Consider the following 8,318-nt stretch of genomic DNA (forward strand, 5'->3'; position numbering starts at 1 on the left):
AGGGCTGTTTCATTCTCAGTTAAAAATTGCCGGGGTTGATGGTGAGTCCACCCCCGTGCGCGGGAACAAGCGCGTTGAGGGGAGTGGCTATCCCGTTGGGGGTGAAAGGGTGATGGGGGGGTGGGGAGAGGAGTTTTTTCCTCGGAAAAATAGCTTTTTATTAATAAAAATCGTCCCTACCTCCCTACCTCCCTACCTCCCCACCCCCCCACAAATCAAGTTTTAGGGCTAGAACGAAACGGCCCTGCTTACAAAGGGGGACGGGAGGGGGATTCCAAGGGGGATTTAGGGGGCGGTAATAAACCAAAGACTTCTATATACACAGTCGCCCCAAAACAGAAAGTGAGGGGGAAACTATTCTTACGTCCAAGCCCGGAAAAATGTATTATCTTGCCAAGCGACTGCGGTACGGTTTTCAATAGCTGCCATGTCTTCGGAGGTAAGCGGTTTAAAAGCTTGAGCGACTTTAAAATTAGATTCTAATTGTTCAACAGTTTCTGCGGCAATAATACAACAATGCACCCCCGCCAAAGATAAAACATAGCCCATCGCTTGGTGCATTCCGTCTAAAACTCCACTGCGAATTAATCGTCCATAAGCAGGAACTTTCATCGCAATCACACCGACATTTTTTTCTTGGGCTACAGGTAAAACCGTCTTAGAAAAAGGTCGAGGATGATGAATATCTGCCGCATTAATAGAAACTAATGTTGTATCAAATGGATAACGACGTAAGCCTTCAGCAATGATATCCGGTTCGTGATGTCCGGTAATGCCTGTGTATTTAATAATTCCCTGTTCTTTTGCTTCTTCTACAGCTTTAATTGCTCCATTTGCGCCAAAAATTTCATCCAAAGTTTCTGAGAAAGAAACATGATGTAATTGCCACGCATCAAGGTAATCTGTATTAAGGCGTTTTAGCGATCGCTCTAACTCTCTCCAAGCCCCATCGCGATCGCGTCGAGCCGTTTTAGTCGCCAGAAAGATTTTGGAACGGTAAAGGGGTAAAACTTTCCCCATATGTTCTTCACTTGGCCCGTAGCTAGCTGCTGTATCAAAATAGCGAATTCCTAGCTTTAATGCTGCTTCAACTTGGGCGATGGCTTCGGCTTCTCGTCCCGGTTTGGAGAGGGGGGTTTGTCCGGCACCTCCTAAACCAAAAATCGGCAATGTGACGCCTGTTTTCCCTAAGACTCGTTCCGGCATCGTTGCAGTCTCGGGGACTTGGATCGCAGAACGAGCCGTCATTTGAGACTGTCGTTGCTGCAAAGCCGTACTCCCAACAATACCGCCTGCAACAGCAACCCCTGTCATTATAAACTTGCGTCGTGTGGTTTTACGTGTCATATTTTACAGTGATTGGTTAACAACAATTTAAACTCAGTGAGACTCTCTATTTTGAGAATTCATTGTTTATTTTAACTATATTTTTTAATCTAGATTTCTAAACGTGACAAGCCCAAGCTTTCATTCTTCGTTAAAATCAGCCCTTCGAGGGAGATTGAGCAATTTTTGGATCACCTCTATTTTAATCAGTTTATTTCTTTTGTTGGGGTTTGCTTCTACTGCGGTCAGCCAATCTTTAAATCCTGAACCCCAGTCCAATGCTTTAATCTGTGAACAACAATTAACCCCTCAAATCGATAGGATTCTTAGCCGCTCTCAATTTAAACGTTTTCGTTGGGGAATTTCTATCAAAACATTATCTCCAAATCGAGAACTTTATCGTCGAGATGCAGAACATTATTTTATCCCGGCTTCTACTGTTAAACTGATGACAACAGCAGCCACTTTATCTCAACTTCCCGTTGATTATCGCATTTCAACTTCGATTTATGGAGATGCCAAAGGAAATCTTTATATTGTCGGACGGGGTGATCCGAGTTTAACGACAACTCAGTTAAAAGATTTAGCGAAACAACTCAAAGATAAAGGTATAACTCAGGTCAATCAATTAATTGCTGATCCGGGATATTTTCCCGGTTTTGCGGTTCATCCCAATTGGGATTGGGAAGATATTCAAGCGGGATATGGTGCGCCTGTTAATAGTTTGATTTTGAATCAAAATTCAATTGATTTAATCTTATCGCCGCAAAGCATTAATCAACCCTTAAAAGTGACTTGGGTTCGTCCTCAACAGGGGAAAGGATGGCAGATCAGAAATAAGACAATTACCGTCTCAAAAAATCAACGGGAGTTTGTGGAAATTGGACGAGATCTCACCCAACCCATTATTGATGTTTCTGGACAGTTGCGAGTCGGTTCGGAACCAGAACCTGTTTACGCCGCAGTTGTTGAACCGACAAAGAATTTTATCGAAGAATTTAGACAGATTCTCGAAAGGCAAGGAATTCGAGTATTAAAGACAAGTATTATCTCAACTTCTCAATATTCTAATCCAGAATTAGCGCGGGTAAAATCTCCGCCGCTTGCTAAGTTAATTCAAACCACAAATCTAGACAGTAATAATATTTTTGCGGAGGCGTTACTGAGAATTTTAGGTGTACAACAACCGAGTTTAGATGCAGTCGAAACGGGATTAACTGCGATGCAAACAATTTTAACCCGCTTAGGGGTTGATCCAGAAGGTTATCGTTTAGTGGATGGTTCGGGTTTATCTCGTCAGAATTTAGTGAGTCCAGAAGCGTTAACTCAAGTATTAGTTGGCATGGCAAATTCACCTCAGTTTGAGAGTTATCAAAACTCTTTATCTGTCGCCGGAGAAACCGGAACGTTAAAAAGGCGATTTCAAGAGACAACAGCCGCTGGAATTGTCTATGCAAAAACCGGAACTTTAACCGGAATTTCGGCGCTAGCAGGATATATTTATCCTCCCTATTATCAACCGTTAGTGTTTAGTATTCTGGTGAATCACTCAAATTTATCAACCGCTGAGTTAAGACAAGCAATTGATCAGATTGTGATATTATTGAGTCAATTAAAAGTATGTTGAGTTTGGGTTTTCAATGGGGCGTTTACCCAACCTCACTGTTGACTTTAATTTGCTCCGACTTCACCTGGGATGATACACTTCGCGCCATTTTCCCTGAGAGAGAGTCCCCACAAACTAAAACTTGAATAATCTATCAATATTCAGACGCAGATCACCGCTTCTTTTAGATGTCGAGAGATTCCGACTGGGGCAGGTGTCCAGAAGCAAAATCTGATATTTTTTAATTTTAGATGCAATTCATCCCACTATCAGATAAGATGTATCTCATCTCAAGAGTGACAAAATTGCGATTGGCTTCGCCACTGACGCTACTGCGTCAATCGCTAACCCCATCCCCCAAGCTGGGAATCAAGTTTCGCAAACTCATCGCTCAAATCCGTTAATTCTTCTCAATAAAAAACGTATGAAAGCCAAGATTTACGAGAGAATCGAAACGCTAGTTGATATTCAAGAAAAGTTTAGCAAACGCTTGATTCCCAAAGGAACGATTGGTACTGTGACCGAATATTATGAACGTCCGAAAGAAGCCTATGGGGTTGATTTAAAAATAAAAGACGAAGCTGCATTCGGAGGCTTTGACTATGATAATGTATTGCTTTATCCCGAACAGTTTCAAGTCATTAACCAAACAGCAGAAGAAGAACATTTAAAAACCGTTTATCAAGATATTGAGTATCAAGCCCCTCAAGTGACACCAGACGATCCCCAATTTATTGTTCAACCTAACAAATCTCAGGTAAACTTGTAAGAAAAAGGTGCAATCTCAACAGGAACTCCGGTCGCGAACTGCACTGTAAAATCGATGCTAAAAGCTTCCGGACTTTTGCAATGACAGACCGAAAAAGCCTACTCAGAACGCTGTCAAACCAAAAATTACCGACCAGGAGGCATTATGAAATGGAAACGGCGTACTTACATTGTTCTGTTTCTGTGGACAATGTTAATGAGTATAGCACTCCATAACGCTGTCACCCGTCCGCAGGAGTTTAGTCTGCGAGTTCTACATACCAATGATCATCATGCTCACCTTGAAGCGGTTGAAGGGGGTGAGACAACCCTTGGGGGTATTGCTCAACGTAAAACCTTAATTGACTCGCTTCGGAGTGAGGACAAAGCCCCTACATTGGTATTAGATGCGGGGGATATTTTTCAAGGGACTTTGTATTTCAATAAATACTTAGGTGAAGCTGACTTACCTTTTTATAATCAGTTGAATTATGCAGCCGTTGCTGTTGGAAACCACGAATTTGATAAAGGTCAACAAGTTCTCGCGGACTTTATCAAACAAGCTAAGTTTCCGATGGTTTCAGCTAATATTGATGTAGCTCCAAATTCACCTCTTTCGGGTTTAATTAAACCTTGGATTGTGCAGGAAGTCAAGGGTCAAAAAATCGGTATTCTGGGCTTGACGACAGCCGAAACAGCCCTGTTATCAAGTCCCGGAGAAGGTGTCGTTTTTACCCCGGAAGTTGAAGCTGCCCAAAAAGCCGTTACAGCCTTACAAAAACAGGGCGTTAATAAAATTATTGCCCTGACTCATTTAGGCTTTTCCAACGATAAAGAATTAGCCCGTAAAGTTGATGGAATTGATATTATTATTGGCGGACATTCTCATACGCCTTTAGGTAATATGCCGGGGGCGACTGAACCGTATCCTGTAGTTGAAAAAACACCCAATGGCGAAACGGTTTTATTAGTGACTGATTGGGAATGGGGTAAATATTTAGGGGATTTACAAGTTAGTTTTGATCCGAAAGGTCATCTGATCAATTGGCAGGGTTCACCCCATGCAGTTGATGGTAATATTAAAGCAGATGAAACTTTTATTGCTCAACTTGATGAATTCAAACAACCCCTCGATGATTTGCGTCAACAAGTCGTCGGAAAAACGACTGTTAAATTAGATGGTGATCGCGCTAATATTCGCACCCAAGAAACAAATTTAGGCAATTTAATTGCGGATGCAATTTTAGATAAAATGCGCGTTGATAATGGTCAAATTTCGATAGTTAATGGGGGAGGAATTCGGGCGAGTATTCCCGCCGGAGAAGTGACAGTCGGTCAAGTGTTAGAAGTGTTACCTTTTGGTAATACTGTGACTCGATTAGATTTAACGGGAACCCAACTTAAACAAGCTTTAGAACATGGAGTTAGCCAAGTTGAACAAGGAGACGGAAGCTTTCCTCATGTCTCGGGAATCCGGTTGACTTGGAATCCAAAAGCACCCGCAGGTTCACGAATTGTTTCTGTACAAGTTCGGGATCAAAACGGAAAAGAACAGCCCTTAGATCTCAATGCAACCTATCGAGTCGTCACGAATGATTTTATGATGGGTGGAGGCGATGGTTACAAGATTTTTGAAGCGGGTGAAAATCAAGTGGATACCGGATTTTTATTAGCCGATGTAGTGATCGATTATATTCGGAATCAATCTCCATTAAACCTCAAAGCTGAAAATAGAATTGTACCAAAAAATGTCTAACTTGAGTGGGTGAAGGATGGATTTATGGCGCAACGCGGGCGGGAACAGGGAACAGCGCTTGCCTTGCGGCCCGGCGGTTTCCGGCGAGACTTAGTTTGCAATCTTAGGGATCAGGGAATAGGGGATTGAAAAACCCTTTAAATCAAGGTTTTAGGTTTCTGGGTTCTCGAAGGTTTGTTAACATACCAGCGCGAACTGCTATAAAATTAAATCATCATGATTAGAGGTTTAATGTTAGACCTCTATTTTTATGATATTTACCCCTAATTTTCACAAGCGGGATCTAACTTAAATCCTCGTTCAACTAAACCCACTCCAGCTTCAAAGGTATTGAGTTGAATACCCTCTCCCATACAAACTGTTGCCCCATAAAAGCCACAACCGGAACTTGAATCAATTTGACGATAGATCGGATTTTTGTACCCAAAGATGACTTGAAATAATTCCTGAGAATCATCAGAATACATCTGATCGAAATTGGGAAAGTTAGGCGTCAACCGATAAAAAATAGAAGTGGCTTGGTTGCTTTGAAAAGTAATTTCAAAAGTCACACCCGGATGGCGATCAAACGGATATCGAACAACAAAATTCTGGTTTCTCACTTCTTCCTGGAGAGGATGACCAAAATATTCACTAATCTTCTCTGGAGGTTCACCAAATATTCGCCGTTTTTTCCCCGTTTCTAAAACATCTATTACAATATATGGGTGGGGAACAGCATCGATTTTCAGCGCCCGACATAACAACGTGGCAATCTCTCCCCGTGTCGAATTTTGATTAGAATTGAGTTGTCGAATTTCCGGAAAATTGACTACTATTCCCCTTCGAGTAGCCGCAGCAACAAGCCCTCTAGCATAACTTGGAATAGTCTTCGCATCCTCAAAATTTCGATTGAGAATTGCCATCGCTTCTGCTTCAGACTGAAAATAGAGGGCAGATCCCAAAACAGCGATCGCTTGAACTCGAGGAAGGGGTTGTTCCGGCTGAAATGTTCCATCAGGATATCCGCTAAAAAACCGCTTTTTTGTCGCCGTTTGGATACTTTCAAAAGCCCAATGGGTTTGGGGAACATCCCGAAATGAGATTGGTTCTCGTACCTCCTCCGCCTGGGGAAACGCCCCACACATCAGGGAAGCAAATTCAGCCCGAGTTAGAGAGGTTTGAGGGCGAAACCTGCCGTCAGGATAGCCACTAAAGCGCGATCGCTCTTTCAAAGCAAGAATAGATGATTGCGCCCAGTGATCTTGAATATCCGAAAACATCTCAAATTGTTAGTTGATGACTTAAATCACACGATAAATAAAATTAAATGTTGCCCAAGCATTAATATCTAAGGCTAAATCATCAGTGGAAATACCCGCGCGTTCAACGCCAAGCTGACTCGCCTTACTCAAATCTTCTAGCACCGCTTCCGCAACTTCTAGAGGATTAGATAATAAAAATAACTTTGTATTTCCACTTCCCATTGTTTTCGTTTTCTCAATCGTTTTCAGAGCTTGATTAAAAGGATAATGACTAACAACCAGATAAGTTTCTGCTAACCCGGCAGGCCCTCTTACCATTTGTCCAACTGTCTCTGTTGATGCTGTACTATCATAGGCAGTGCTAGAAGGTAAACTCATAGTTTTACCGGGAGAAACCCGTTTTTGTCGAGGTACATTCCCTAACTCCTCATTGATTTCTGTATCTTCCAAAATCGGATCGAGAAGATAGGCTTGTCCGCGAGTATTGAGATGAAACCAGATGAAATAGAGAGGTAAATTGCCGTTATTTTGCAACTGATACTGTACTCGACTGCCGACGGGAACCGACACAATGCCTTGACTCATCGAAGTCTTCATAGACGACGATGACGGATTAGTTGGGGGCCGATCTTCTTCCGGTTGAGTTAAGCTAGCCTCATTTTGACTTTGAGGGGTTTCCTGACTCATGAGGACTTTAGCTTGAGGAGTGAGTAAAGCAAGCGTTGTTCTCGCCCTCATCAATGAAGACTGCTCATTTTGGGTGAGGTTGAGGAGTTTAGCCGCCAGCCGGGTTTTGAGTTGAGGAACCAGTCGCTGTACGGCAATTTTTACCGCCTCTCCGCCTTCTCCCACACTTTCCGGTAATACCGCCTGTCCCATCGAGAATAAACCATAACGGCCTTGAAATAGAGAGGGCAAAGGTGCAGAAGGACTTTGAGCAATCGCTGTATCTCGTACCCGACCGAGAATATAATCAGCAGGCTGGTCGTTAGTGACGATAGACACATCGGCAATTCCCGAAAAAGCGCTGGTTGCATCAACCCGTTCAATCCGAGCCAGTTTGGGGTCTAGAGCAACTTTCAAGTCAATTTGTCGGGGAAGGACACGAATCGCTTCTTTCACCCGTTGTTTAGCTTTAATTTCGGGTAAGGCAGAATTACCACTTCCAACACTGCGGACTGTTGCTTTTGCAGTTAAACCCGTGCGAGAGCGAATCAACAGTTGAGACATAATCGGACTCACCTCAGATTCGGAGTCCGGTAGAACGGTGTAAAGAGAATTCGCTTCATAATACTCTAAAATCGATGCAGGTAGACCGCTCAACAAGAGTTTAGCGGTTTTTCCATTATCTTCTACCGCCTTGATCACTCCCCCTGCGCCAGAGGAATTGGATAATAAATTTTTAAGAGCAAGCGGTTTATCCGTTAGGCGAGATTCTGAACCCGAGGAGAGTTCTTTGTAGAGTTGGGGTTGTTGAGCAACACCCATCGTTTGTTCAACTACACCTGCAACTTGAATTAAACTCGATTGCAGGCTATCGGCCGGAAATGCTGACCACAGGGTTTGGGTGAGAGTATGGGTAAATAATCCCGCACTCCAGTTATCCCAGTTAATTTCAACGGCGACTTGTGAAGGTTTA

7 protein-coding genes are annotated in these 8,318 nt (G+C 42.9%); 4 read left to right on the forward strand and 3 right to left on the reverse strand.

Annotated features, from left to right (window positions below; genetic code table 11):
- A partial coding sequence (locus M595_RS31965; RefSeq protein ID WP_023069652.1) for a hypothetical protein occupies positions 1 to 226 on the forward strand: 226 nt, incomplete at its 5' end.
- A gap of 134 nt (positions 227 to 360) precedes the next feature.
- On the opposite strand, the gene M595_RS26420 is transcribed toward M595_RS31965, so the two are convergent.
- Complete coding sequence (locus M595_RS26420) at positions 361 to 1,347, reverse strand: aldo/keto reductase (protein ID WP_040484729.1); 987 nt, start codon at positions 1,345 to 1,347, stop codon at positions 361 to 363.
- 154 nt (positions 1,348 to 1,501) lie between these two features.
- Between M595_RS26420 and dacB the strand changes: the two genes are divergently transcribed.
- The 3 genes from dacB (at position 1,502) to M595_RS26435 (ending at position 5,435) form a co-directional block, all read left to right on the forward strand.
- Positions 1,502 to 2,953, forward strand: coding sequence for a D-alanyl-D-alanine carboxypeptidase/D-alanyl-D-alanine endopeptidase (gene dacB / locus M595_RS26425; protein ID WP_023069657.1), 1,452 nt, complete (start codon positions 1,502 to 1,504; stop codon positions 2,951 to 2,953).
- 403 nt (positions 2,954 to 3,356) lie between these two features.
- Entirely contained in the window at positions 3,357 to 3,701 is a 345-nt protein-coding gene (locus M595_RS26430; RefSeq protein WP_023069654.1) for a hypothetical protein, read from the forward strand.
- Between the two features lie 144 nt (positions 3,702 to 3,845).
- The gene (locus M595_RS26435) at positions 3,846 to 5,435 is read left to right on the forward strand and encodes a bifunctional metallophosphatase/5'-nucleotidase (protein ID WP_023069651.1); all 1,590 of its coding nucleotides are present in this window, start codon (positions 3,846 to 3,848) and stop codon (positions 5,433 to 5,435) included.
- 263 nt (positions 5,436 to 5,698) lie between these two features.
- On the opposite strand, the gene M595_RS26440 is transcribed toward M595_RS26435, so the two are convergent.
- Positions 5,699 to 6,697 (reverse strand): S-layer homology domain-containing protein, encoded by a 999-nt coding sequence (locus tag M595_RS26440; RefSeq protein ID WP_023069653.1) that lies wholly within the window; start codon positions 6,695 to 6,697, stop codon positions 5,699 to 5,701.
- Positions 6,698 to 6,718: 21 nt separating this feature from the next.
- Positions 6,719 to 8,318, reverse strand: a 1,600-nt coding sequence (locus tag M595_RS26445; RefSeq protein ID WP_023069655.1) for a hypothetical protein, incomplete at its 5' end; no start/stop codon positions are given.

The sequence above is a fragment of the Lyngbya aestuarii BL J genome (genome assembly GCF_000478195.2).
Lineage (GTDB): Bacteria > Cyanobacteriota > Cyanobacteriia > Cyanobacteriales > Microcoleaceae > Capilliphycus > Capilliphycus aestuarii.